The 23,150-nt window shown below is 69.3% G+C and carries 24 protein-coding genes; 7 read left to right on the forward strand and 17 right to left on the reverse strand.

The window, feature by feature from the left end:
• Positions 1–8: 8 nt before the first annotated feature.
• The 3 genes from MXD61_RS27790 to MXD61_RS26120 all read right to left on the reverse strand — a co-directional run bounded on the left by MXD61_RS27790 (position 9) and on the right by MXD61_RS26120 (position 2,323).
• The gene (locus MXD61_RS27790) at positions 9–755 is read right to left on the reverse strand and encodes a lipopolysaccharide assembly protein LapA domain-containing protein (RefSeq protein ID WP_308222854.1); all 747 of its coding nucleotides are present in this window, start codon (positions 753–755) and stop codon (positions 9–11) included.
• A gap of 208 nt (positions 756–963) precedes the next feature.
• Positions 964–1,407, reverse strand: coding sequence for a hypothetical protein (locus MXD61_RS26115; protein ID WP_248816066.1), 444 nt, complete (start codon positions 1,405–1,407; stop codon positions 964–966).
• 10 nt (positions 1,408–1,417) lie between these two features.
• On the reverse strand, positions 1,418–2,323 hold the full coding sequence (locus MXD61_RS26120) for a mechanosensitive ion channel family protein (protein ID WP_372512076.1): 906 nt from the start codon (positions 2,321–2,323) through the stop codon (positions 1,418–1,420).
• Between the two features lie 195 nt (positions 2,324–2,518).
• Here MXD61_RS26120 and MXD61_RS26125 point away from each other — a divergent pair, with 195 nt between their 5' ends.
• Together MXD61_RS26125 and MXD61_RS26130 are read left to right on the forward strand one after the other, a co-directional pair.
• Positions 2,519–3,448, forward strand: coding sequence for a DUF3710 domain-containing protein (locus MXD61_RS26125; protein ID WP_248816068.1), 930 nt, complete (start codon positions 2,519–2,521; stop codon positions 3,446–3,448).
• Between the two features lie 190 nt (positions 3,449–3,638).
• Positions 3,639–4,076, forward strand: a complete 438-nt coding sequence (locus MXD61_RS26130) for an SsgA family sporulation/cell division regulator (RefSeq protein WP_248816069.1) — start codon at positions 3,639–3,641, stop codon at positions 4,074–4,076.
• Between the two features lie 64 nt (positions 4,077–4,140).
• On the opposite strand, the gene MXD61_RS26135 is transcribed toward MXD61_RS26130, so the two are convergent.
• From MXD61_RS26135 to MXD61_RS26150, 4 genes are all read right to left on the reverse strand, one after another.
• The gene (locus tag MXD61_RS26135; RefSeq protein ID WP_248816070.1) at positions 4,141–4,386 is read right to left on the reverse strand and encodes a hypothetical protein; all 246 of its coding nucleotides are present in this window, start codon (positions 4,384–4,386) and stop codon (positions 4,141–4,143) included.
• 7 nt (positions 4,387–4,393) lie between these two features.
• A complete protein-coding gene (locus MXD61_RS26140) occupies positions 4,394–4,909 on the reverse strand; it encodes a DUF664 domain-containing protein (RefSeq protein WP_248816087.1) in 516 nt (171 codons plus the stop codon).
• 124 nt (positions 4,910–5,033) lie between these two features.
• A complete protein-coding gene (locus MXD61_RS26145) occupies positions 5,034–5,873 on the reverse strand; it encodes an ABC transporter permease (protein WP_248816071.1) in 840 nt (279 codons plus the stop codon).
• A gap of 5 nt (positions 5,874–5,878) precedes the next feature.
• Positions 5,879–6,961, reverse strand: coding sequence for an ATP-binding cassette domain-containing protein (locus MXD61_RS26150; RefSeq protein WP_248816072.1), 1,083 nt, complete (start codon positions 6,959–6,961; stop codon positions 5,879–5,881).
• Between the two features lie 503 nt (positions 6,962–7,464).
• Between MXD61_RS26150 and MXD61_RS26155 the strand changes: the two genes are divergently transcribed.
• Both MXD61_RS26155 and MXD61_RS26160 read left to right on the forward strand, forming a co-directional pair.
• The gene (locus tag MXD61_RS26155) at positions 7,465–8,394 is read left to right on the forward strand and encodes a serine/threonine-protein kinase (RefSeq protein WP_248816073.1); all 930 of its coding nucleotides are present in this window, start codon (positions 7,465–7,467) and stop codon (positions 8,392–8,394) included.
• Positions 8,395–8,466: 72 nt separating this feature from the next.
• Positions 8,467–10,269, forward strand: coding sequence for a hypothetical protein (locus tag MXD61_RS26160; RefSeq protein WP_248816074.1), 1,803 nt, complete (start codon positions 8,467–8,469; stop codon positions 10,267–10,269).
• Between the two features lie 36 nt (positions 10,270–10,305).
• Here MXD61_RS26160 and MXD61_RS26165 read toward each other — a convergent pair whose 3' ends face one another.
• Entirely contained in the window at positions 10,306–11,346 is a 1,041-nt protein-coding gene (locus MXD61_RS26165) for an aldo/keto reductase (RefSeq protein ID WP_248816075.1), read from the reverse strand.
• Between the two features lie 119 nt (positions 11,347–11,465).
• Between MXD61_RS26165 and MXD61_RS26170 the strand changes: the two genes are divergently transcribed.
• Complete coding sequence (locus MXD61_RS26170) at positions 11,466–12,614, forward strand: acyl-CoA dehydrogenase family protein (RefSeq protein WP_163550454.1); 1,149 nt, start codon at positions 11,466–11,468, stop codon at positions 12,612–12,614.
• 47 nt (positions 12,615–12,661) lie between these two features.
• Here the strand turns inward: MXD61_RS26170 and tnpA are convergent, their stop codons facing one another.
• Complete coding sequence (gene tnpA / locus MXD61_RS26175) at positions 12,662–12,949, reverse strand: IS200/IS605 family transposase (RefSeq protein WP_374629595.1); 288 nt, start codon at positions 12,947–12,949, stop codon at positions 12,662–12,664.
• 11 nt (positions 12,950–12,960) lie between these two features.
• Here tnpA and MXD61_RS29045 point away from each other — a divergent pair, with 11 nt between their 5' ends.
• The gene (locus MXD61_RS29045; RefSeq protein WP_374629598.1) at positions 12,961–13,335 is read left to right on the forward strand and encodes a zinc ribbon domain-containing protein; all 375 of its coding nucleotides are present in this window, start codon (positions 12,961–12,963) and stop codon (positions 13,333–13,335) included.
• A 226-nt stretch (positions 13,336–13,561) separates the two neighbouring features.
• On the opposite strand, the gene MXD61_RS26185 is transcribed toward MXD61_RS29045, so the two are convergent.
• Positions 13,562–13,975 carry a helix-turn-helix domain-containing protein gene (locus MXD61_RS26185; protein WP_248816076.1) on the reverse strand — a complete coding sequence of 138 codons (414 nt, stop codon included), beginning with the start codon at positions 13,973–13,975 and terminating at the stop codon, positions 13,562–13,564.
• A 49-nt stretch (positions 13,976–14,024) separates the two neighbouring features.
• The gene (locus MXD61_RS26190) at positions 14,025–15,542 is read right to left on the reverse strand and encodes an MFS transporter (RefSeq protein ID WP_248816077.1); all 1,518 of its coding nucleotides are present in this window, start codon (positions 15,540–15,542) and stop codon (positions 14,025–14,027) included.
• 247 nt (positions 15,543–15,789) lie between these two features.
• Here MXD61_RS26190 and MXD61_RS26195 point away from each other — a divergent pair, with 247 nt between their 5' ends.
• On the forward strand, positions 15,790–16,173 hold the full coding sequence (locus MXD61_RS26195; protein WP_248816078.1) for a helix-turn-helix transcriptional regulator: 384 nt from the start codon (positions 15,790–15,792) through the stop codon (positions 16,171–16,173).
• Between the two features lie 227 nt (positions 16,174–16,400).
• Here MXD61_RS26195 and MXD61_RS26200 read toward each other — a convergent pair whose 3' ends face one another.
• From MXD61_RS26200 to MXD61_RS26225, 6 genes are all read right to left on the reverse strand, one after another.
• Positions 16,401–17,765 carry an MFS transporter gene (locus tag MXD61_RS26200; RefSeq protein ID WP_248816079.1) on the reverse strand — a complete coding sequence of 455 codons (1,365 nt, stop codon included), beginning with the start codon at positions 17,763–17,765 and terminating at the stop codon, positions 16,401–16,403.
• Between the two features lie 180 nt (positions 17,766–17,945).
• The gene (locus tag MXD61_RS26205) at positions 17,946–18,200 is read right to left on the reverse strand and encodes a Txe/YoeB family addiction module toxin (protein ID WP_248816080.1); all 255 of its coding nucleotides are present in this window, start codon (positions 18,198–18,200) and stop codon (positions 17,946–17,948) included.
• Positions 18,197–18,448, reverse strand: coding sequence for a type II toxin-antitoxin system Phd/YefM family antitoxin (locus MXD61_RS26210; protein ID WP_372512073.1), 252 nt, complete (start codon positions 18,446–18,448; stop codon positions 18,197–18,199). The genes MXD61_RS26205 and MXD61_RS26210 overlap by 4 nt, the downstream gene beginning before the upstream one ends.
• Positions 18,449–18,618: 170 nt before the next feature.
• Positions 18,619–19,314, reverse strand: coding sequence for a hypothetical protein (locus tag MXD61_RS26215; RefSeq protein WP_248816081.1), 696 nt, complete (start codon positions 19,312–19,314; stop codon positions 18,619–18,621).
• The gene (locus MXD61_RS26220; RefSeq protein ID WP_248816082.1) at positions 19,232–19,867 is read right to left on the reverse strand and encodes a hypothetical protein; all 636 of its coding nucleotides are present in this window, start codon (positions 19,865–19,867) and stop codon (positions 19,232–19,234) included. Before MXD61_RS26220 ends, MXD61_RS26215 begins: the two co-directional genes overlap by 83 nt.
• 238 nt (positions 19,868–20,105) lie before the next feature.
• Positions 20,106–21,968 (reverse strand): hypothetical protein, encoded by a 1,863-nt coding sequence (locus MXD61_RS26225; protein ID WP_248816083.1) that lies wholly within the window; start codon positions 21,966–21,968, stop codon positions 20,106–20,108.
• Positions 21,969–23,150: the final 1,182 nt, after the last annotated feature.

Consider the following 23,150-nt stretch of genomic DNA (forward strand, 5'->3'; position numbering starts at 1 on the left):
ATGCGAGATCAGCGTCGATGCCTGAGCTTCGTGGTGACACCGGAACGCCGGCTTTCCGGGGCCGGGCCGGCGGGCATCCCGCCAGCCGGGTTCGGACCAGTCTGGTTCGGACCGGTCGGGTTCGGTCCGACCTGGTTCGGTCCGGTAGGCGGGTTCGCCGCCACGCGCCGGACGGTCCGACGAAGCTGAATCATCCGACCGACACCGGGGATGGCGACGAGCAGTGCACCAGCGACCGCGGAGAACAGCATGGCCACGGCGAGCGGCAGCGTGCCGCTCAGGCCAAGGAACGACACCTTCACATCGTCCAGATTCTGCAGAATGAATATCAGCAGAACGATCAGGACGACTGAGAACAGTATCAGGCTCGTCCATGCCCGACTGGTGCGGGTATGCGGAATATCCGGCCGTGCGGGCGAACCTCCAGCACCGCCGCGCGAATTCCTGGAACCACGGCCCTGGCCGACATCACCAGGGCCCGGACCGGTGCCTCCGAACCTGTTGCCCGCGGGGCCGGGACCCGCGGGGCCGGGCGCGGCAGGCCCTGGGTCTGAGGGGGCGGGATAGGACGTGGCGGCGGGCGGTGCGCCGGTCGGCGGGAAGCCTGGCTGTGGGCGGGTGTTCACGGGGAAGCCGCTCGTCTGGCCAGGTGCCGGTTGCGGTGCGCCGCCCGTGGACGGATGGCTGGGGGGCGGCGTCGTCATGACCTTCGTGTACCCCGTCAGCTTGACAATATCCCGATCGGATGGGCCCATCCGATCGTCGAATCAGTCACTTGTTTCGTCCGAACAGCCACATCACCGAGGAGATTGGCACCCGAACGATCCTGCCGAAACCTGGCGAAGGATTCGGGGCCTCGGTTCCGCACCCGCCCCTGGCCGGATTCGATGACAGTGCCGCGACTGACCGGTTTGCGAATGAACAGGCGCTTTCCGGATTGCGGTGCTGATCGCGGGTGGGGCGTCAGGGGGTGCTGGTGGTGAAGCCCGGTGCCACCACGCCGGAACTCGAGAACGAACCGGTACCAGCGGTGGCGGTGGGGCTCGCGCCGACGGAGCCGAACAGGCCACCATCGGTGGACGGGCTCGGCGTGAGGTCGGTCGGGGTGGGGGCCACGGTCGGCGTCGGGGTCGCGGACGGATCGGGGGTGGGGGCGGCCGTGGTGGGGGAGGCGGTCGCCCGGGTGATGGTGCGGGTGGTCGTGGTGGTGGTCGTCGTCGTGCCCTCGTCGGTGGCGGCGGTCGTGCTGGCGGCCGCGCGGGCCTGCGCGACACGAGCCGGGATCGGGCGGGCCACCAGGTACACGGCGGCGGTGGCGAGGAGGAAGACGATCAGTGCGGCGGTCGAGCGTCGCATGTGGATCGACTGGGCGAAGCGGAGCACGCGTTCGCCGGCGGGCGGGGTCACGATGGCATCCTCACGTGGCGGAGGGCGCGGCCGTGTCGAGGTCCGCGGAGACGGTGATGCCCTCCCGTTTGAGAGCGGTGGAGATGCGGGCCCGCAGGGTTCGTCCGACTTCGAACTGGCGGCCGGGTTGGGTACGGGCGACGACGCGGATGCGGTACTCGTCGAGGTCCAGGCTTTCCACGCCCATCACGGACGGGGCGTCCAGCAGCAGGTCGTGGAGCACCTCGTCGGTGTACGCCTCGACGCCGACCCGGTTGAGCAGATCACTGACGGTCGTGACGTCCGCCGTCGCGGGGATCGGGACGTCGATCACGGTGCGGGCCCAGTCCCGGGACAGGTTGATCACCTGGACGATCTGCCCGTTCGGCGTGGTGACGACCTCACCGCTGGACGTCCGCAGCCGGGTGATGCGCAGCGTGACCTCCTCGACGGTGCCCAGGGAGCCCGTCCCCGGGCCACCGGAGACGTAGAGCCGAACCAGATCGCCGAAGCCGTACTGTCGCTCGGCGATCAGGAAGAACCCGGCGAGCATGTCCTGCACGACGCGCTGCGCGCCCAGGCCCAGGGCCACACCCACGATCGTCGCGGGCGCGACGAAACCGGTCACCGGCACGCCGAACCGTTGCAGGACGAGCACCGCCGTCAGACTGTAGACGAGAACCAGCGCCACCCAGGTGATCACCTGGGCGACGGCGTGGCGATGCTTGGCCGCCTCGGTGCGCACCATCTGGTCCTGGGTGGACTGCACGTCGATCCGGCTGGTGACCTGGTTGCCGATCCAGGTGGCCAGTCGGGTGAGCAGCACTGCCCCGGTCAGCAGCATGACGATCTCGAGGCCGCTACCCCGGGCCCAGTCGGTGATGTCGCTCAGCGGTGCCGTCGCGGTGACGGTTGGCTCCGTCACCGCCTGGATGATCGCGTGCCCCGGCAGGTGGGGTCGAACTCCGCTCACTCACCCGAACCTACCCGCTGTCCGATCGGCGGGTACCCGGCGGAGGTGCCCCCGACCCCGAACATCCACCGGCCCACTGTCACCGATCCGACGCGGTGGTCGACAGGGGGGCCGCGAACCCGCACCATGGGAGTGCGGACGGCGAGGGGGTGCACGCACATGCGGCCAGGCAGATGGGCATCATCTCGGCAGGCACGTGCCTCCCACGCGCAGCCAGGCCCGGAGAGGCCCGAGCACGGGCCCGAATCCGCGCACGGGTCCGGCTTCGGGCTCGGCACCCCGACCGGCCCCTACGACCTCGCCGAGGCCCCGAACGACGGATGGCCGCGGGTCGATCTCGGCTCGCTCGTCGTCCCGGTGCGGCCCGGTTCGACGGTCGGCGTGTCCGGTCGGCGCACCGCCCGCGGTGAGCGTGAGACCGTCGCGGTCGTCGGGCTCGGCCAGATCGAACTCGTCCTCGCCGCGTTCGCCGCACCCCGGTCGCATCCGCTGTGGGGCGCCCTGCGCGCGCGACTGAGCATCTCTTCGCGGGCCATCCTCGCCATCGCCGGCCTGCCCGCCGACGCCGCGGCCGGCCCGGTCCAGGAGACGGCCGGCCCCTGTGGCCCCGAACTGTGCCTTCTCGCCGGCACCGGCGACGAACGCCGGCTCGTCCGGGTGCTCGGGTTCGACGGGCCACGCTGGCTCCTGCGCGCCACCCTCACCATCCCTCTTCCGGACGTCCCGGCCGCCTCGGCCACCTCGGGCGTCCCGGCCGCCGGCAGCCTCACCGGTGATCTCGCGACCGGTCCTGGCCCGTCCGCCGATGTGGAGCGCATGATCTCCGAGGTGCTCCGCCAGGTGATCGTGCTTCGGGGCGGCCGGGCTGTCCCCAGCGGCGGTGCCCTGCCGCTGACCACGGTGGGTGCGTCCGGCGAGTGGCGGGCGAGCGTGCAGCGTCCCGATACCGGCCAGCACCACGAGCTGGATGATCAGCTGGGTCGGGTGCGGCCCAACGGCGCGATCGTCGGGGTGGCTCGGGAGCGCACCCCGCCGGAGGCCACCAATCTCGGTCCCTACCTCACCCGCGACCTGTACACCTGGGCCTGAGCCACCCGCGTCCCACCACGTCCGCACCTGCGACCTGCGCCGGACGCCGCCGTGGCACGCTCGCGTGGCCGACCGGCCCGTGGCCGCAGGGTTGTTCCGCCTGTGGACTCGGGTCCCACGGGGAGTGCGACGAAGCCGTCACGGCAGCGATGCTGACAGGGTCGGTTCCGATCGTGTTGGGAGGCAGCGAATGCTCCGTCACAGCTCGACGCCCGCGCATGTCGTGGTGCGCGACCTCTGTGCCGATTTCGTGACGGAAGATGGGGCCCGAGCGGCTGTCGCGGGTACCCTGCGCTACGACCCGGCCGACCCGTTCGCGGTCGAGCTCATCCTGCGCCCCGCCCGCGAGTCGATCACCTGGATCTTCGCGCGGTCCCTGCTCGCGGACGGCACCCAGAGCCGCGCCGGCACCGGTGACGTGCGGATTCGTCCGAACCGCTCGCACGGACGCGCGGTGGTGACCGTCTCGCTGTCCAGCCCGTCCGGACGGGCCGACCTGGAGCTGCCCCGCTCCGTGGTCACCCGTTTCCTCGCCGAGATCGAGGCCCAGGTTCCCAGCGGCCGCGAGAGTGACTCCGTCGACTGGGACGCCGAGCTGCGCACCCTCTGGCGCACCCCCAACCCCTGACTCCCGCCAGCCCTGACTCCCGCCAGCCCTGACTCCTATGCCTCGATCCCACCGACGATCCGATCTACTGATCGGAGGCATCCGGATTGTCCGGATGGTTTCCGTCCTCGGCATGATCGGCGAGTTCCACGTCTCCGTCGGCGGTGACCGCGGGCCAGGGGGGAATGGGCGGGGGATGGGCGATGCCGGCGTCACGCATGATGGTCTCGATGGTCAGCGGGGCGACGTAGGCGCGGTGCAGCACGGCAGCGGGTTCGCAGAGGTCCAGGTCGACGGGCCGACCGTCACGGGTGACGTAGCGGCGGGCCATGGTGGGCTCAGGCTCCCCGGCGTTCGAGGACGCCGCGCAGCAGGGCGGCCTGGCCGACGTGCTGAAGGTCGTCCGCGACGACACTGATCAGGCGGACGCCCAGGGTGACCGGCGGTTCCCAGCGCCGGTCGACGATCCGGTCGAAGTCGGATTCGGTGAGGGTGGCGAGGTAGGCGACGGTCTGGTCGTGGACGGCCTCGTGGTAGGCCACGAGCAGATCGGGATCATCGACCTGGACCGCGTCCACCTGCGCGGACGTGTGCCCGTAGCCGATGGAGGCGGTGTCGAGCTCCAGACCGAACCGGTCGGCGAATCCCTGGGCCGTCCAGACCTGATCGAGACCGGCGACCTCGGCGATGTGGTCGTCCTGCACCCGGGTGAGATGCCAGATCAGCCAGGCGATCGAGTTCGCCGAGCCGTCGACGCGAACGCCGAGGGTCAGACCGCTCAGCCCGGCGACGCCATCGCGAACCTCGTCGCGCACGCGCCCGAACGCGTCGGCCAGCAGATCGGAACCGTTCATCACGCGGACTCCCTCCCGTGATCGTTACGGCACCGGCGGTACCGGTGTCGATCTTAGGCGTCGACCGGGCGTCCGCGGGTGTGCATCATCGCGTCGATGCCCCGGCCACCACCGTTGCCGGCGGTCAGACCCGCCGTCGGAACGCGCGCACCGCCAGCGGCGCGAACACCGAGACCAGAACCACGCCCCACACCAGCACATGCCAGGTGGGGGTCAGCACCGGGCCGCCGACGAACAGCCCGCGGGTCGCGTCGGCCAGCGACGTCACCGGGTTGACCTTGACGAAGGCCTGCAGCCAGCCGGGCATCGTGCTGGTCTGGACGAACACGTTGCTGACGAACGTGAGCGGGAAGATCAGCGTGAAGCCGAAGACCATCACCTTCTCCGGCTCGGAGACGAGCATCCCGACCAGCACCGAGATCCACGACGCGCACAGCGCGAACAGCGCGACCAGCGCGACCGCGGCCAGGGCCTGCAGGGGGCCGGTCTCGATCCGGAAGCCGAGGATGTAACCGAGGCCGAGCAGGATGCCGATGGCCCACACCTGCTTGGCGAGGTCCGCGAGGATCCGCCCGGCCAGTGGCGCCGAACGGGCGATCGGCAGGGACCGCAGCCGGTCGAACACGCCCTTGGTGAGGTCGGTGTTCAGACCGGTGCCGGTGTTCAACGTGGCGAACAGGGTGTTCTGGACGATCAGGCCGGGCAGCGCGAACGTCAGGTACTCGCTGGTCGACCCGGAGATCGCACCGCCGAACACGTAGGTGAACAGCAGCAGGAACATCAGCGGCTGGACGCTGAAGTCGATCAGCTCCATCGGATTGTGCTTGACCTGGACGAGGTTGCGCCAGGCCAGCGTGCGCACATGGCGCAGCGTCTCCAACGGGCTGACCCGGGCCGGGCCGGGATCGGGCCAGACCTCCCGGTGGGTGGACGACTCGGGCAGCGCGGCGGTCAGCGTGGACATGGCGGTCAGCTCCTGGTAGCCGCGGGAATCCGCGCGGCGGGGTCGTCATCGTCGTGGGTGCTCGAGCGGGCGCCGTCCTCGGACGGGCCCCCGGTGGCCGCCGCGGGGTGGCCACCGTTCGCGGCGGCCGCCTCGTCGGCGGGATGACCGGTGAGGGCGAGGAAGACCTCGTCCAGACTGGAACTGCGCAGAGTGATCTCACCGACGGTGACACCGGCGTCATCGAGGCGGCGTACCACCGCGGGCAGCGCGGCCGGATCGGTGACCCGGGCGCTGACCAGGGTGCCGGTGACCTCCGGATCGACGCCGACCACGGCGGCGACGGTGGACACGACCAGCGCCAGATCGGTCTCCGTGGCCGGGCGCACCGCCAGGGTCTGCGCACCGGTCTGCCGCTTGAGCTCCTCCGGTGAGCCCTGGGCGATGATCCGGCCGTGGTCGACCACCGCGATGTCGTCGGCGAGCTGATCGGCCTCCTCCAGATACTGCGTGGTCAGCAGCACCGTGACCCCGTGCACGCCGACGAGGTCGCGCACCACCTCCCACATCTCGTTGCGGCTGCGCGGATCGAGCCCCGTGGTCGGCTCGTCGAGGAAGAGCAGCCGGGGCCGCCCGACCAGGCTCGAGGCCAGGTCGAGGCGCCGGCGCATCCCGCCGGAGTAGGTCTTCGCCGGCCGGTCGGCCGAGTCGGACAGCCGGAACTCGGCGAGCAGCTCACGGGCCCGCTGCCTGGCCTGCGGGCGGGACAGCCCGAGCAGCCGGCCGATCATCAGCAGGTTCTCGGAGCCGGTGAGCATCTCGTCGACCGACGCGTACTGCCCGGTCAGCCCGATCAGCCGGCGCACCCGGTGGCTGTCGTGGCGCACGTCGTACCCGCCGATGAGCGCGGTGCCGGCATCCGGGCTGATCAGGGTGGCGAGCACCCGCACCGCCGTCGTCTTGCCCGCACCGTTCGGCCCCAGCAGGCCGAAGACGGTGCCGGCCGGCACCTCCAGATCGACTCCGGCCAGCGCCGTGGTCTCGCCATACCGCTTGACCAGGCCGTCAGCGACGATCGCGGGGATCGTGTGTTCGTCTCGAACCGTCATGCCCGCCAGCATGCCCGCCACCACCGACAGTTTTTGACGATCGCACGCCGCGTCCCGCTGCCAGCGCAGATGATCCCCTGACAGCTCGCTGTCAGAGCACGCCCCACGCCCGCACGTCACGCCCCACGCCCGCACGTGTCGGACGTGGGCCGGAGGCTTCCCGGTGGATTCCGCCGGTTTCCCACGGGTGGCGGCTCGTTCCGGCCGGTTCCCGGTCTCGCGGCTGGTTGCATAAGCCTCCGCCGGCATTCCTGGGTCGATGCGCTAGGATGCTATAGTTCCCGAGAAAACTGCTGTTCTTCCGCGTTTCGGACACGGATCGGGGGGCCCGTGTTCCACCAGTGCCGAACGTCTCCATGCCCGCTGGCATATCGTTGGCGGAGCTTCGCCGGATCAGCGAGCTCGCAGGCTCCGGCCAGGCTCGGCGTACGGGTCGGTGTGTTTCCCGGTCTCCGGGCCGAAGTCGCTGTCGGCGCCGTTGTCGGTGTCGGTACGAGGCCGACATGAGTGGCGGCGGGTACGGGCTTGGCCCGAAGGATCCGCGGCAGATCGGGCCGTACCGGGTCGACGGTCTGCTCGGCCAGGGCGGCATGGGCCGGGTCTATCTCGGGCGTGATCCGGTGGGCCGGCCGGTGGCCATCAAGATGATCAAAGATGATCTCGCCACCAACGCCGAGTACCTACGGCGTTTTCGCGAGGAGGCGGCCAACGCGCGGCGCATCGCCCGCCAGCACACCGCCCAGGTACTCGACTTCAACATCGACGGCGGTTCGCCCTACCTGGTGACCGAATACGTCAAGGGTCAGACGCTACGTGATCGGATTCGCCACGGCCAGCCGATCGTCGGCTCCGAACTCGACCAGCTCGCCTTCGTGCTGGCCACTGCGCTGCAGGCGATGCACCAGGTCGGGCTGATCCACCGTGACCTCAAACCGGAGAACGTCATCCTGTCGTCGATGGGCCCCCGTGTCATCGACTTCGGCGTGGCCCGGGTCGCGGACAGCCCCCACGAACCGGACCGGATCTCGACCTTCGTCGGCACCCTCGGGTACATCGCCCCCGAGATCCTGGACTCCAGACCCGCGACGGCGAAGGTCGACATCTTCGCCTGGGGAGCCACCGTCGCCTTCGCCGGTACCGGTCGACCGACGTTCGGTGACGGAGGCTACGAGCAGCGCCGGCACCGCACACTCGGTCAGGCTCCGGACCTGCGCGGGCTCGAAGCGCCGCTGCGGGATGTGGTCGAGCGTGCCCTGCACAAGTCGCCGACGATGCGACCGTCCGCGGCCGACCTCGTCCGGGTGCTCAACGGCGGTGCGGTGCTGGGCGCCGGGCTGGACGAGCCGTCGGCCGGCCACAGTGGTGAACCGCCAGCACGCACGGAACGTGAGCTCATCCTGGAACAGGAAATTCTTCGCAGAATGGGGATGTAGGTGCACGGAGCAGCGCCGTCGATTGTCGCCGCCGTTGATTTCGGCACTTTCGGATCCGGGTATGCGTGGGCGTTGACGAATCTGTCCGGCGGGTATATCCCGAGCCATGACATCAACTGCAACGACCAGTGGCCGGGTGCCGATTCCGGATATCCCAAGAACCGTAGCGCGATTCTGCTGGACGGCCGGGGAGAGACCCTGGCCTGGGGCTACGAGGCGCTCAACCGCTACACCGACGGGGGCGAGCGGGCCGGCGGCTTCGCCGTCGACTTCAAGATGCGGCTGGCCTCCGGTGACGGTCCGGGCGCCGCCGATCCGGGCATGGCACCGGGTGTGGGGCCGGGTGGCGGCCTGGGCGGGCGTGCTGGCAGTGGGCAGGGGAGCAGCCCGAGCCAGGCCGAGGGTGGTCGCAACGAGACCGGTCGGTCGACCGAACACCTCATCGCCGCCTACCTGCACGAGCTCTACATCGTCGCCCGTCAGCACATCCAGCGGGCAGGGTACGGCGACCTGCCGATCACCTGGTATCTCAGCGTGCCCGCGATCTGGAGTGACTTCGACCGGCAGGTGATGCGCCGGACCGCCGCGGCGGCGGGCTTCCCCGCCGATGCGCACCGGTTGTCGATCGTGCTCGAACCGGAGGTGGCCGCGCTGTACTGCATGGCCAGTGAGGCCCGCGCCGGCGGCTTCGGCCCGGTCGGCCCGGTCGGTTCGGACGGCCCGGCCCAGGTCGCCGGGCTGGGTGCACCCCGGCACCGGCCAGGTTCCCGGTTCGTCATCGTCGACTGCGGCGGCGGTACCACCGACCTCGTTCCGCTGGTGGTGCGGGCCGACGGCACCTTCGACCAGATCGGCGTGGCCAGCGGCGACACGTCCGGCGCGAACCGGATCACCCGACAGTTCACGGTCTCCGTGCTGGCCGAGCGGCTGGGGCGCACCACGCTGCTGCGCCTGGTGGAGGCGGAACCGAAGGCCGTCAACGAACTGATGCGGGCCTGGGAGAAGGCCCGCGACGTCTTCGACCTCGCGCAGCGCGCACCGGTGCGCATCGAGCTGTCCATGCGGTTGTGGAAGGCGCTGCCCGGGTCGGCGCGCACGCGGCTCGCCGCCGCGCAGAACGGGGAGAACGAGGCGATCCTGCTGTCCGCGGCCAGAACCCGGGCCCTGCTCGACACGTCGGTCGACCCTATCTGCGACCTGGTGGACGAGCAGCTGAGTCGGATCTCCGAGCAGGCCCACACGCGCGGGCCGGGTGAGCCGGACCCGCCGACGGCGGTCTACCTCGTCGGGGGCTTCGCCAACTCGCGGTATCTGCAGCACCGGCTCGCGGCGGTGGTCGAGGGCCGGGCCCGGCTGTTCGTGCCACCGCGACCGGAGAACGCCGTCCTGTTCGGCGCCGTGCAGTACGGCAACAATCCAGCCCGCATCCGTTCCCGCGTGGCCGCGCGGACGTACGGCTTCGGCCTGCTGGACGCGTTCGATTCCGCCCTTGATCCCCCTGAGCGGTTGTATCTCAACGCGGAGGGCAAGGCCCTGTGCAAGGGGCGGTTCCGCGTCCTGGTCCGACGCGGCGAGATCATTCCGGTGGGGAGCGAGAAAACCTCACGGGTCTATCCCCGCGAGGGCGACCAGACCCAGATGAGGCTGTCGTTCTTCGCCTCGGACGGGGACGATCCGCGCTATGTCGACGATGACCGGGTGAGCCAGGTCGGCTTCGTGACCATCTATCTGCCGGACGCCGGAACACGCCGGTACGCCGCCCGGGAACGCGCCATCGACGTCAGGACGATCTTCGGTGAGACGGTGATCCGGGTGCAGGCGATCGATCTCGCCACCGGCTACCAGACCGAGGCGGAGATCGAGTTCACCGCATGACCACGCGGCAGGAGCAGGGCCGGGTGGACGGATGGGTCAGCGGCGGCGGCGGGCGGGGTCGAGGGCGGGGCTGCGGTCGAAGTGGTTCACACCGCTGATGTCGGTGCCCGGCGGGACGACCTTGTCGATCGCGTCCAGGGTCGCCGCGTCCAGGACGACGTCGGCGGCGCCGAGGAGGTCCTCGAGCTGGGCCATCGTCTTCGGACCGATGATGGCCGCGGTGATCGCCGGATGCGCGTCGACGAACGCCAACGCCAGGTGGGTCAGCGAAAGACCGGCCTGCTCGGCGATGGTGACCAGCGACTCCACCGCGTCATAGCGGACGGGGGTGCTCGGGTCGTCGTTGAGGTCGGCATCGGCCCGGCGCTGGGCGAACGGGCCGTCCTTGCCGTAGCGCGAACCGCCCGGGATGTCCTGGCCGCGGCGGTACTTGCCGGTCAACCAGCCGCCGGCCAGCGGGCTCCACGGGATCACACCCACGTCGTGGCGCAGCGCCGCCGGCAGCACCGCCTCCTCGATCCTGCGGGCGAAGATGGAGTACTGCGGTTGCTCGCAGACGAACCGTTCGCTGCCGCGTCGCCGTGCCGCCCACTGCGCCTCGACGATCCAGTCCGCCGGGAACGTCGACGATCCGAGGTAACGCACCTTGCCGGCGCGCACCAGGTCGGTCAGGGCACCGAGGGTCTCCTCCAGATCGACGTCCCAGTCGTGCCGGTGGATCTGGTAGAGATCGATGTGGTCGGTGTCGAGGCGGCGCAGACTGTCCTCGACGGCGCGGATGATCCAGCGCCGCGAGCCGCCGCGGCGGTTGCGCTCGTCTCCCATCGGGTTGAAGAACTTCGTGGCGAGCACGACGTCGTCCCGGCGACCCTGCAGGGCCCGGCCGACGATTTCCTCGCTGACGCCCTGGGAGTAGACGTCGGCGGTGTCGATGAAGTTGATCCCGGCGTCGAGCGCCCGGTGGATGATGCGGACGGCCTCGTCCTGGTCGTCGTTGCCGATCGGGCCGAACATCATCGCGCCCAGGCACTGGGTGCTGACCTCGACACCGGTCCGGGCGAGCTTGCGATACCGCATGGGTCACTGCCTCCTGCGCTGTCGTCTGCCATGCCGTCGTCAGATCGACCGTAGCGAGTCCGCAGCCCGGGCAGTACCCTTACAGCGCGTGACAGTGCTGGTGTGCAGGGGAGGTCAGGGTGCAGCGGACGTTGTTCGACGCCGACCATGAGCTGTTCCGCGCGTCGGTGCGGGCCTTCGTCGAGCGGACCATCGAGCCGGGGCTGCCGACCTACCTCACCCAGCGGCTCATCGACCGCGCCGCCTGGCGGGAGGCCGGCGAGGCCGGCTTCCTCGGCGTCGGCATCCCCGAGGAGCTTGGCGGCAGCGGTGTCGGCGACTACCGGTTCAACGCCGTCTGGCTCGAGGAGCTGGCGAAGGCGAGCCTGGGCGTGGCCACCTCGTTCAGCCTGCACACCGACATCGTCGCGCCGTATCTGGTCGAACTCACCACGCCGGAGCAGCGCGAACGCTGGCTGCCCGGGTTCTGCGCGGGCGAGATCGTCACCGCGATCGGGATGACCGAGGCGTCCGGCGGATCGGACCTGGCGGCGCTGCGCACCACCGCGGTGCGTGACGGACCCGACTGGATCATCAACGGGTCGAAGACGTTCATCACCAACGGTTCCTCGGCGGAACTCGTCATCATCGCAGCCCGGACCAACCCCGACGCCAAGCCCGCCCGTGGCATCACCCTGTTCGCCGTCGAGGAGGGCATGGCGGGCTTCACCCGCGGCCGCAAACTCGACAAGGTCGGCCAGCACGAGGCCGACACCGCCGAACTGTTCTTCACCGACCTTCGGGTCGGCGCCGACGCGGTGCTCGGCGAGGTCGACCGCGGCTTCGTGGCGATGATGGAACGCCTCCCGCAGGAACGGATCAGCTGTGCGGTCACCAACCTCGCCCACGCCGACGCGATCCTCGCCGAGACCATCACCTACGCCCGTGAGCGGCGCGCGTTCGGCGCCCCGATCGGCAGCTTCCAGCACAACAAGTTCCTGCTCGCCGAACTGGTCACCCAGCTCGACGTCGCCCAGGCGTTCATCGACGCCTGCGTCGCCGCGCACAGCGAGGGCGCCCTGTCCGCGGTCGACGCCGCCAAGGCGAAGTGGTGGTCGTCGCAGGTGCAGAACGAGGTGCTCGACTCCTGCGTGCAGCTGCACGGCGGCTACGGCTACATGACCGAGTACCGCGCGGCCCAGGCCTGGATGGACGGCCGGGTCACCCGCATCTGGGCCGGCTCCAACGAGATCATGAAAGAGATCATCGGTCGCGACCTCGGCTTCTGAGCGCGCCGAGCGCGGAACGTGTCACGGCGACGACGCTTGAGTGTGCTCTACGTCGGGTGTTGCTGCTGGTTGGTGTGCGGGTGGAGGATCGACAGTGGCGGTCCGCTGACGGAACCGGCGAAGTAGGAGCCGGACCAGAGCCGGTTGGCCTGCCAGTGGTGGCGGACGAGGTCGGGGAACTCCTGGCGCATCCGCAGGGGCGACACGCCTTTGAGGCTGTTGACGAGCTTCGACAGGGAGACCTTGGGCGGGAAGGTGACGAGGAGGTGGACGTGGTCGCCTCCGCCGTTGAACTCGACCGGTTCGACGTCGAAGTCGGCGCATACCGCCCGCATGATCTCCTCCGCTGGCCGTCCGGGGATGGGCCTGCCCGGCCTGCGGCACCGTCCACGACCGGGACGTCAACGCGGCCCGGAACATCAGGACCGAAGGACGCAGGGTCGCCGCCGGACAGGCGGAGACCGTAAACGCCCGTGGAGCGCAGGTAAGACCGGCGCCCCACCCGGCCGCGACGCCATCCGCCTGCGGGCGAACTCACTGCCCGCGGCGGAAAGCAACTTTGCGCTTCCCTGACCCGGCGACGCCTCGCCTCGCAGGACGGCGTTCAGCCCGTCCTTCACCATGTCGCCGCGCATCAGCTGATCGGCGCCGGCGCACGAGTCAAGCCGCCATGCGCCGGCGGCTGTCGACCTATTGCTTCGAGCAGGTCAGCCATGGATGACGAAGGATTGTTCCTGGGGAAGGCAACTTCGTGGCTGCGTTCGATTGCCCGCTGTACGAGCTTCAGTGGCACTCCGCGCTCTGAGTACCTGCCCCCGCAGAAAATGACATACGTCTTCTTCAGGGGGCGCACCTGTGCTCTTCGGCCCGGCTGACCTCGCGTGTCGTGGACGCTCGGGTGCGTGGGGGTGCTGGCGGCGAAGGCTGTGACACGAGGGTGAGGGTGGCTATGGGTGCAGGATGCCGGAGGCGAGGGTCGCGTCATAGTCGAGGCGGGCGGCGGTGATGTCGCCGCGGTGCCGCTCGGCCCAGGCGGTGAGGGTCTGCAGGGCCACGAGCAGTTCGCGGGCCATCTCCGTGAGTCGGTAGTCGACCTTCGGCGGGACGGTGGCGTAGACCGTGCGGGTGAGCAGCCCGTCCCGTTCGAGGTTGCGCAGGGTCAGCGTGAGCATCCGCCGGCTGATCCCGTCAATGGCCCGCTCGAGTTCGGTGAAGCGTGCAGGTGCGTCGGCCACCGCGATGATGATCAGGATGCTCCACTTGCCGGCGACCCGGTCGATCACCTCGGTGACCGGACAGGCCCGCGCGATGAGGTTGCTGGCATGCTCGCTGCTGGTGGGCTGATCGGGCAGATCAGGCATGGCACTCCCGTCGACCAGCCCTACGATGCCATCCGGCTGGGCCGTCGGGTCAGGCATCGGCGAGGTGCTCCCCGGGTGCCGCCCGCTCGGCCCTCGCACCGTCCGGCCGGGGCGCTGCCGCCGACGCGGGGTGAGTGTCGGTCCGTGGCCGAAGGACGAGGGCGGCCACGACCAGCGCGGCGAAGGCGAAGGCCGCCGCCAGCAGGAAGGCGAGATGGTAGCCGCCGAGCTGGGCGGCCCGCGGCGTCGAACCCGAGGCGACCAGGCTGGTGGTCCGTGTGCTGACGAAAGCGTTCAGGACGGTCAGTCCGATCGCACCGCCGATCTGCTGGCTGGTGTTGAACAGGCCCGAGGCGATACCGGCGTCGCGGGGTGTCACCGCCGACATACCCAGCCCCATGGCCGCGGGCATGGCCAGACCGGCACCCCAGCCCAGCAGGACGGATGCCGGCAGGAAGTCGACGACGTAGGTGCCGTCGGCGCGGGCGAACGAAAGGCCGACGAAACCCAGCACGACAAGTGTGAGTCCACCGATCAGCATGACGCGGGGGCCGATCGACATGGTCAGTCGGGCGGCCAGGCCGAGCGAGACCACCGCGATCGTCACCGCGATCGGGACATACGCCAGTCCGGCCTGCAGCGGGCTGTAGCCGAGCACACGCTGCAGATACAGGGTGCCGAAATAAAGCAGACCGAACAGGCCGGCGATCAGCAGGAACTGCACCGCATTGGCCGCGGACACCGAACGGGACCGGAAAATCCCCAGCGGCAGCAGCGGTCGCGCCGCGGTCGCCTCACGAAGGACGAAGGCGACCAGCAGGACGACCGCCAGCGGGCCGAGAACCAGGGTGGCGACGGACCCCCAGCCGACCTGATCCGCGTGGACGATCGTGTGGACGGCCAGCATCAACCCGGCGGTGACCAGCAGCGCACCCGGCAGATCGACGCCCCGGGCCAGGCCCGGGCCGCTGTCGCGCTTGACGGTGCGCAGCGCGCCGACCACGACCACGGCCCCGATCGGCACGTTCACCAGAAAGATCCAGTGCCAGCTGGCCAGGTCGGTCAGTACGCCGCCGGCGAGCGTGCCCACCGTGCCGCCGCCGGCGGAGGCGAAGCTGTAGGCGGCGATTCCCTGCGCCTGCTCCCGGGGCTCGGTGAACATCGCCGTGACCATGCCCAGGATGCAGGCCGACGCCACCGCGCCACCGATCCCCTGCCCGAACCGGAAGACGATCAGGGCGGTCCCGGAGGTGGCGAGGCCACACAGCAGGGAGGTGGCGCCGAACAGCGCGACACCGGCGACGAAGACGCTCCTGCGGCCGATGAGATCACCGAGTCGCCCGGCGAACAGCAGCAGCCCGCCAAACGGGATGACATAGGCATTGACCACCCAGACCAGGCTGGTGGCCGAGAAATGCAGGCTCCGTTGCAGAACGGGCAGCGCCACATTCACGATGTTCTGGTCGATGACAATCATCATCTGCCCCAGGCACAACATGGCCAGTGGTAGCCAGCGTCGCGCCCGACCGCCGGGCCGTTGTTGTGCCTGCGGGGCCGATTCGGTCATGAACGGGAACTCCTCGATGGGGCGACCAGCATTACCGTGATCGATGGTGATGATGGCCGCCCCTCGGGGCGGGCGGAAGAAGGCACATGTTTGTGCCATGGGAACATCGATGTGACCCAGACCCAGACCCAGACCCAGGCGTGGCGTGGTGTCCTGGCGCGGCGGTAGGGTTTAATTCGATGGTTGTCAAAGTGTTGAAATCCCGGGGTGGCCCTTCGTGATCACAGGGCCGGAGAGGAGGCCGGTGATGGCACGTCAGCTCCCGCAGCCAGGCCGTGACTCGATCAACCTGGTCACGGTGCTGGCCGCACTGGCCGATCCGGTCCGCCTCACGCTGATGCGCTCGATCTATGCCCACAGCGATCCGATCGACTGTGCCACCATCGCCGCCGGCATCGAGGTGACCCCGCCGACGATCTCCCACCACTACCGCGTTCTGCGCGAGGCCGGCCTCACCACGACGACGGCGGATGGTCGCCGCCGCATCGTCACCATCCGTCACGACGACCTCGAAGTCCGCTTCCCGGGCCTGCTCGCGGCCATCCTGACCCCTGAGCTCATCCCGCCGGCTGCCGAGGCGGAGACGGACCCCGCGCCACGGGCGCGCCACGGGCGGCTCTCGGCGCACTGATCTGCTGGTGTGGAGTCGGAATGTGGCTGCCGGCCCCGGTTTCCCGATTACATAAACCCCGTCATTCGGGTTCTTTGCTTCGCCTGACTTTAATCCCGTGGTTGCTGGTGCGCTCGATCCCTGGTCGTGCGCGTCACATGAGGATTCTCTTCGCTGGTTTTCCGTCGCGTGGTCGACCGGCTTTGGCCGTGTCTCACTGTCCAAGGTCCATGGGTCCAGACGGGGCCTTACCCGGCCTGATCCCGGACGACTCCGGCACCGCCTTCGGACCGGTCGGTGGAGGTGACCGACCCGCGCAGGCGCCGTTCGGGGGCGGTCAGGGCGCTGTAGACGAAGGCGACGGCGCCGAGCAGCGCGGCGGCGGCCGGGATGGTGGAGGCGCCGGAGAGGTCGACGGTCAGGCCGCCCAGGGCCGCGCCGACGGCGGCACCGGCGTAGATCGCCGAGCCGTTGAGACCGAGGGCGACGGCGGAGACGTCCGGGGCGACGACGAACAGTCGGTGCTGCTGCGGGGTGATGGACAGCCCCTGGAAGGCGCCGACGGCGAACATCGTGACCATCGCCGCGCCGTACCAGGCCTGCGTGCCGATCAGCACGGTGAACGCGCAGGTCATCCCGCCGGCACCGAGCAGCAGGACGGGTAGCGCACCGCGGCTGTCGACCAGCCGGCCCACCAGCCGGTTACCGACCAGGCTGCCGACACCGAACGCCAGCAGGACCAGCACCAGACTGGTGTCGTCGCTGTCCATACCGAGGACGACCGGCAGGTAGGAGATCAGCAGGATCGGCGCGCCGACGAGGCCGACCGTGGTGAGCAGCACCAGCAGCACGGGCGGGCGTGTCAGCACGCCGAGCCGGGTGCGCATCGACGTCTGCGGCACCTGCGCCGCCGGCAGCCGCGGCACGCACAGCGCCGTGATCGCCGCCAGCCCCGTGATGATCCACAGCACGACCCGCCAGCCGAACCACTGCCCGATCAGCACCCCGAACGGCACCCCGAGCACCGTCGACAGGGACGTCCCCGCCGTGACCGCGGCCAACGCCCGTCCGCGCCGTTCCTCCCCGGCGAGCACCCCGGCCATGATGTACGCGTTCGACTGGAACGCCGCCGCCCCGACCGCCGCGAACGCCCGCCCGACCGCCATCACCGCGTACGACGGCGCGAGCGCCTGGCCGACCATCCCGAGCAGGAACAGGATGAGACCACCACCGAGCAGCACCCGCCGGTCGTAACGCCCGGTGAGCGTCGCGACGACCGGCGACGCGACCGCGTAGGTGATCGAGAAGATCGTCGTGAGCTGCCCCGCCGTGGACACCCCGACCGACAGGTCCTTCGAGATCGACGGCAGCAGCCCGCTGAGCACGAACCCGTCCACCCCGAGTGTGAACGTCCCCGCCGCCAGCACTCCGAGTTGCCATCCCCGCAGCCCTCTCTCGCCGGTTCCCCGCGGACGGACCATCGGCGCAGCGGCGCTGGTCGGCGGATCCGCGCTGGTCGGGGGATCGGGGCTGGTCGGGGGAGCGGCGCCGAGGGTGGTCGCGGCGGACGGGGCACCGGCAGCGGTGTCGTTCGATGACTGTCGAATCGTCACGGGCGTGAGGCTAAGGCTCGATTCGATGGATGTCAAAGTGTTGGAATCGTCGTGGGGTCCTTCGTAATCGCAGGGGTGGTCGCCGGCGCACCTGATCCACGCGCACGACGGCCCGGTCGACTGTGCCGCTGTCGCTGTGATCTGGAGGGCGACCGTGTCCCACGAGTCAGGCAAAAATGATCAGTAGTGATACCGGCACTGGGCGATTCGGATCTCGTCTCCGCTTGTCTTGTAGACAAGTCGATGCTCGTCGTTGATTCGACGGGACCAGTACCCTTGAAATCCATGTTTCAAGGGTTCTGGTTTGCCAATTCCATCGTTGCCGTTGCGGGCGATGTCCTGAATGAGGGTGTTGATGCGCTTGAGGATCTTACGATCCTGGGCCTGCCACCACAGGTAGTCCTCCCAGGAGTTCTCATCCCAGATGAGCTTCACTCGATCATGTCCCGAACGATGCCGTCGCCGTTTTCGAGTCTGTCGATGGACGTCACCAGCCTGCGCGCGTTTTCTGGGCTGCGGAGCAGGTAGGCGGTCTCTTTGAGGGACTGGTAGTCGTCCAGGGACACGATGACGACCGGCTCGTGACCGGCGCGGGTGATGACGATCTCCTCGCGGTCATCCGCCACCGCGGACAGAACCTCCGCGTATCGCGCGCGCGACTCGGTGTAGGTCATGGTCTTCACGGCGCCCTCCATCTCGTACAGGAATCTGTACGTACAGAAAAGTGTACGCTTGATCGCGGTCTCTCGGGCGCCCGGTGGGAGCCGCACCGCTGTGACAGCCGGCTGGGCCGGCTCGTCCGCCCGCGCCTGGGCCGCCCGCGACGCCAGGGCGACCGCGCACCGGGCCGCTGTCAGCCGGCCGCCGCCGCATCAGACGCCTGAGCCGCGGCGATACTCAGCCGGCTCGGCCGTCCGGCGTCACCAGCGGACGGTTCAGGCAGTCGGTCGCGGTCGGCGGGGTGCCGCCAAGGACGAACTTGCAGGTGGAGCGGGGATCGGCCTCCAGCCGGGTGACGGGTGGCGGAGGCCAGACGGCGTCGGGAAGCTCGTTGTCGCTGACGTCGACGCGCACCACCGCGAGTTGCTTCCCGTCTGGCGGCCCGGTCGCTGCCGTAGGCGAAGGTCCCGGTCGCTCCGATCATCACCCGATCGCGAATCCAGGCGCGTAGCTGCGCGATGTCCAGGGCGTCCGTGCGTCCGGGACGGCAGTCGGCATTGAGATCGTCGGCTGGTTTCTCCTCGTCGGCGTACCGGTTGGCGAGTGTCGGGATGTCGGCCGTGCGGCAGACGGCGTTGAGGGTCAGTTTCGCGGCGTCGTAGGCGAGAGCGGTAGGTTCGTCGACCCACTGGGTCACCGGCCGGCGCAGCACCGGTGACGCCGAGACATCCGCGTCCGCGCGCGCACCCGCGGTGCCGGTGGTGAAGGAGAACATGGCGTTCAGCCGGGTGCACATCTGCGGGAGATCAGCGGCCAGCTGAAACGGGAAACGTCCGGATTCCATGATCCTGGCGAGTTGGCCGTTCGCGCAGGACGTACCGGCGAGCATCGGCGCCGGACCCTTGGAGATGACGCGAAAGACGATGTTCCCGGACGAGGTTCGCCTGAAGATCACCATCGGACGGGTGGCAGGACGCCGGCGTCCATCCGTGCGCGGAGGTCTGGAGCGGCTGTCCGTGGACACTGATGACATCCGCCTCCGTCTGGACATCGGACACGAGGTCGTGGACGTAGTCGTCGTTGTCGGGCGCGATGTTGCTGCCGGAGCAGTCCCGGTTCGGGAAGTAGACGTCCAGCTGGGAGCGGCCGGTCCAGGCGGCGTAGCGGACGGCGATGAGTGCCTCGCGGGTGTCCTGCGGCACCAGCTGAAAATAGGAGTCGGAAAGTTCGATGAGCTTGTCCCCGCTGAGCGTGGTGGCGATCGTGACGATTCCGGCATCGCCGAAGGCCCGGATGGCTTCCCTGGTCGACGTGAGCGTCCGATCCAGGCCCATGCTGCTCGCGACATGCTGCTCGCGGTCCTGGGCGAAGGGGATCAGCAGCCCGGCGACCTTCGCCGCGGATCGCATCTGCGATCCGCCGTTGGCCACGGTGACCCGCACGATCGGCCGCTCTGCTCGGTGCTCTCACCCAGATGGTCACTCGAGTCCGGGGCGCTGGCGTCGGCGGGCGCCGGCAGGCAGGACGGGTCCGGCGCTGGTGACCACCCGGCCCGCTCTCGCGACGCTGTGAATCTCTTTCCGGGCGCCCGCTGACAGCCCTCCAGCTTGGCTGCTGACGCAGCCCGGAGAGTTGTTCGTCCAGAGCGGGCCGGGATCGGATCGGCGGCCATGGGGTGGCTCATCGGCTGGCTGGGATCAGGGCGTTGCCGAGGCAGTCGGTGGCCTCCGGCGGGATGCCACGGAGGACGAACTTGCAGGTCGACTGGGGGTCGTCCTCGAGCTCGGTGACCGACGGCGGGGGCCAACGGGCATCGGGAAGAGCCTGACGACCAAGATCGACGCGCAGGATGGCGAGCTGCTTGCCGTCGGCGGCGCGGTTGGTGGCGAAATCGACCGTGCCGGTCGTCCCGCTCTGTGGCGCGTGCTGGATCCAGTTCTGGACGGCGCGGGTGTCGATTCGGTCGGTGCGCTCGGGTTGGCAACTGGCGTTGAGGTCCATGCTGGTGCGGCAGACCGCGTTGAGGGTGAGCTTCGCCGCGTCATAGGCGAGAGCGATGCGCTCGTCCACCCACCGCTGCGTGACCGGCCGCCTCAGCGCCGGTGTGCTGGTCAATCCTGGTGCCACCGGCTCGGCGGGAGGAGAAGCGGTGTCGGTGATGTAGGAGAACATGGCGTTCAGCCGTGTGCACATTTCGGGCAGGTCGGAGTCCAACTTGAACGGGAATTTTCCCGCAGCCATGATACCGGCCAGCTTGCCGTTGGCGCAGGACTCCCCGGCGAGCGTCGGTGCCGGCCCCTTGGAGATGAATCGGAAGATCACACGGCCGGACCCGGACCCACCCAGCTGTGTGAAATTTCGGACGACCGCGTCGTCGCCCAGGACAAGAACGCCGTTGGAGCTTGGCCCGGCCACCGTGTCCAGGCAGCCGGCCATTCCGGTAGTGAAGTCGCCGAAGTCGGCGTGCCGGCCCGCGTAGTACACAAGGTGGTCCCGCCCGCCGCCGTTGCTGCCGAGCCGGCTGCATTCAGCGGCGAAGTACCCTTGGAGATCGCCCTTGGCCTGGCAGGTGCGGGCCCGCTGCCAGCCATGTAGCGACACCTCCAGCGGTTGGCCGCGGACATCGCTCGCTCGCGCGGCCGCCTGCGTGTCGAAGACCAGGCTCTGGATGTAGTCGTCATCCGTCGGCGGAATGTTGCTGCCCGAACAGTCCTGGTTCGGAAAGTAGATGTCGATCTGGCGACGTTGTGTCCAGGCGGCATAGCGGGTGACGACCTGGGCCTGGCGGGTGTTCTGTGGCACGAGCTGGAAATAGGACGGTGAGAGCGTGGTCAGGTTGTCCCCGCTCAGCGTCGTCGCGATGGTGAGGATTCGGGCCTGCCCCAGATCGCTGATCGCCTGTTTCGTCTGCGGGATCGTTCGGTCCAGGCCGATGACCGCGCCGACATTTTCATCAGGGTTGCTCGCGAAGCGCACCAACAGGCGACCGACGACATCCGCCGATCTCATTTCTGACCCGCCGTTGGCGACGATGACCCGCACGATCGGACCGCTCTGCTCAGTGTCTTCACCGAGATATGATGGTGAGCTCGCCTTGCTGGTGTCGGGGGGCGCTGGCCGACACGACGAGTCTGGGGGATTATGCGTGACGATGTTCTGGTGCCGCTGCCAGATCAGCAGGCCTTCGAGTTCGCTGACCTGTGCCGCAGCCCAGTTCCCGCCCTCGTTGCTCGATGAACTCAGCCCCGCGAAATAGATCAGAGTGACGAATGGTCGATTCGACTGTTGACTGTGCCGGCGGAGGGTCTCGGCGCAGGTGTTCTGCCTTCTGATCAGGTGCTGGACGGCCACCAGGTCGTCCAGAGATCGGTCGGTGTGGTCATTGCCGTATTCGCCGAACACGTAGGCCCCGTCGCTGTACCCGATACATTCGCCGTCGCGCCGCTCGAGGTGCGACGCGCTGTGTTTCGGCGCGGTGCAGGACGAGCCCTTCCCGTCCCGCAGGGCCAGGACGACCAGCAGGCCGCAGAACAGTGCCAGCACGAGGACCCCGGCGACCGCCGTTCTGCGCCAGCCGAGTCGGCCCCGCTCCCGGCCGTGGTTCGGTGTGGCTCCGGAACCTTCCTCCCGGGTCAACGTCTCCGTGCTGGGGGGAAGTACTCGGGGCTTGGGGTACTTCTCGTTCAGGCGACGGACGGTGCGATCGGCTGGGTAGCGGCGCACGAGCTCGCCGAGTATCCGTCGGTATGCCTGATCATGATCCATGATCCCGGTTCTGAGCTCGCCGAAAACCAGATTCCAGAAGATCTCGATCGAGCCGGCGTCAGCCGGAAACCTCGCGGCTGGGAAGTTGATTTCCCTCAGTACGATCTTGGCGGTCGAGAGATCGTGCAGGCATTCGATGCATGCCGAACGAAGATCGCGAATGTCGTCCGGGTCGTCCAGGAAGGCGCTGCCGGCGGTGTCGTGCTCGTCGTGGGCAGGATGAATATCAGCCACGGCCTCACCCCCCTGTCGGACCGTGCCACTTCTTCCTCACCTGATGACGAAGAGCGTAGCTGTACGGATCGCCCGAGGGTGGGCCGGGCATGCCCTCATTGCGAGACAACCAAAGGTTGCCCCGTAGGGTGGCCTGGCGTCCGGGTGTTCGCCCAGCTCACCGTCCCAAACGTCCGCTCGGCTCCAGCGCCGGACGCTGGAGCCGCGAACCTGGGGTTGACCGTCCCGTCGGCTTCGTCGAGCCAGCGGATCGCCGTCTCGTCACGGTGTGTCTCCCGCGCCGATGCGGGGAATCGGCAGTGGCGCGAATATGATGTACAGCTCAGATGCGCAGGACTTCTGAAGCGCAGGAGTTCTGAAGTTCCGCCGACCGCAAGTCCAGCAGCCCCGGAGGATGACCGTGTCCTACGCGCCGAGCGAGGCTTACCCGGAGCGCTCCGCTGACTCTGGCCGAGACGCTGCCACCCCAGCCGCCGAGCCCGCCGACGGTTCCGCGGAACCGTCGAACCCGAATCCGACCCGCCGACGGGGCGGACCCTGCCGGCGAGGGCGAGACGGCCGAAGCTCCTGGGGAACTGCTGCGCCCGGTCGACTGGGACGGCTCCTTCGCCCGCGCCCGCGCCTGGGCCGCCCGCGACGCGATCGCCGTGACCGGGAAACGTAGCGCGTAGGCCCCGTCCTTCAGGGCGGGGGGGGGGCGGGGCCCCGGCGGGGGGGGGTGCCCCG

The organism is Frankia sp. AgPm24, from assembly GCF_023243055.1.
Classification (GTDB): Bacteria; Actinomycetota; Actinomycetes; order Frankiales; family Frankiaceae; genus Frankia; species Frankia umida.

Excerpts from the sequence above, each read along its gene's own strand:
- MXD61_RS27790 (WP_308222854.1), bottom strand. The coding sequence starts at position 755 with ATGGGCCCATCCGATCGGGATATTGTCAAGCTGACGGGGTACACGAAG.
- MXD61_RS26125 (WP_248816068.1), top strand. The coding sequence starts at position 2,519 with ATGCGGCCAGGCAGATGGGCATCATCTCGGCAGGCACGTGCCTCCCAC.
- MXD61_RS26130 (WP_248816069.1), top strand. The coding sequence starts at position 3,639 with ATGCTCCGTCACAGCTCGACGCCCGCGCATGTCGTGGTGCGCGACCTC.
- MXD61_RS26135 (WP_248816070.1), bottom strand. The coding sequence starts at position 4,386 with ATGGCCCGCCGCTACGTCACCCGTGACGGTCGGCCCGTCGACCTGGAC.
- MXD61_RS26140 (WP_248816087.1), bottom strand. The coding sequence starts at position 4,909 with ATGAACGGTTCCGATCTGCTGGCCGACGCGTTCGGGCGCGTGCGCGAC.
- MXD61_RS26145 (WP_248816071.1), bottom strand. The coding sequence starts at position 5,873 with ATGTCCACGCTGACCGCCGCGCTGCCCGAGTCGTCCACCCACCGGGAG.
- MXD61_RS26150 (WP_248816072.1), bottom strand. The coding sequence starts at position 6,961 with ATGACGGTTCGAGACGAACACACGATCCCCGCGATCGTCGCTGACGGC.
- MXD61_RS26155 (WP_248816073.1), top strand. The coding sequence starts at position 7,465 with ATGAGTGGCGGCGGGTACGGGCTTGGCCCGAAGGATCCGCGGCAGATC.
- MXD61_RS26165 (WP_248816075.1), bottom strand. The coding sequence starts at position 11,346 with ATGCGGTATCGCAAGCTCGCCCGGACCGGTGTCGAGGTCAGCACCCAG.
- tnpA (WP_374629595.1), bottom strand. The coding sequence starts at position 12,949 with ATGCGGGCGGTATGCGCCGACTTCGACGTCGAACCGGTCGAGTTCAAC.
- MXD61_RS26185 (WP_248816076.1), bottom strand. The coding sequence starts at position 13,975 with ATGCCTGATCTGCCCGATCAGCCCACCAGCAGCGAGCATGCCAGCAAC.
- MXD61_RS26190 (WP_248816077.1), bottom strand. The coding sequence starts at position 15,542 with ATGACCGAATCGGCCCCGCAGGCACAACAACGGCCCGGCGGTCGGGCG.
- MXD61_RS26195 (WP_248816078.1), top strand. The coding sequence starts at position 15,790 with ATGGCACGTCAGCTCCCGCAGCCAGGCCGTGACTCGATCAACCTGGTC.
- MXD61_RS26215 (WP_248816081.1), bottom strand. The coding sequence starts at position 19,314 with ATGCTCGCCGGTACGTCCTGCGCGAACGGCCAACTCGCCAGGATCATG.